Below are 1,054 nucleotides of genomic sequence, written 5' to 3' on the forward strand. Positions count from 1 at the left end.
TCGAGATGCTCCTATGGATGTCAAGTGGTGGGTGGGTTGGTGATGAGGTGGTAGATCTCGCGGGCGATGTAGCGTTTGAGGCAGCGGATGATCTCTTTTTTGGTCAGGCCTTGTGTGGTGCGTCGTTGGGCGTAGGCGCGGGTGGCGGGGTCCCAGCGCAAGCGGGTGATCGCGATGCGGTGCAGGGCGGCGTTGGCTTGCCGGTCACCGCCTCTGTTGAGGCGGTGGCGGTGGGTGCGTCCGGAGGACGCGGGGATGGGGGCGACCCCGCACAGGCGTGCGAACGCGGCTTCGGAACGGATCCGGTGGGGGTTTTCTCCCATGGTGATCAGGAGTTGGCCGGCGGTGTCGGTGCCGATGCCGTGGGCGGCGACCAGACCGGGGTTGATCGCGGCGACCAGCGGGGTCAGTAGTTCGTCGAGGTCGTTGATCTCGACGGTGAGTTGCTGGTGACGACGCGCCAGCGACCGTAACGCGGTTTTCGTCGCGCCGGTCGGTGACCCGATATCGGCGCGGCCGGGACGCAACCCGGCGCAGGTGGTGATCAGCGCGGTATCGGTGAGCCCACGCAGCCGGGCCCGCAGGGGTTCGGGTGCGGTGACGATCAACGCTTTGATTCTGAGTGTGGCATCGGCGCGCGCGGTGATCGCCGAGCGGCGCGCGATACGCAGAACCCTCACCGCTTCGACCCGGCCCGCACGCTGTTTCGGTGTGCCGGTACGGTGACCGGCCAGCGTGGCCCGTGCGGCTTCGATCGCGTCGATCGGGTCGGATTTACCCTGGAACCGGCGGGTTTTACGGCCGGGGCGATCGACCTCCACCACTGGGATCGCCTGCTCGGCCAGACTCGCGGCCAGTCCGGCGCCGTAGGCGCCGCTGCCCTCGACACCGATGCGGGTCACCCGCCCGAACCCGCGCATCCACGCCAGCAACGCTGTGTAACCGGCGGCGTCGGCAGCGAACTGCGCGGTGCCCAGCACCCGCCCGAGCGGGTCCAGCACTGCCGCGGTGTGGGTATCGCGGTGGGTGTCGACCCCACCGGTCACATCGACAT

At 68.7% G+C, this 1,054-nt stretch carries 1 protein-coding gene; it reads right to left on the reverse strand.

From position 1 onward, the window contains the following. Positions 1–20: 20 nt before the first annotated feature. Positions 21–1,046: an IS110 family RNA-guided transposase gene (locus NGR01S_RS29730; RefSeq protein ID WP_063042721.1), complete on the reverse strand. Its 1,026-nt coding sequence runs from the start codon at positions 1,044–1,046 to the stop codon at positions 21–23. Positions 1,047–1,054: the final 8 nt, after the last annotated feature.

Source organism: Nocardia grenadensis NBRC 108939, assembly GCF_001613445.1.
GTDB lineage: Bacteria > Actinomycetota > Actinomycetes > Mycobacteriales > Mycobacteriaceae > Nocardia > Nocardia grenadensis.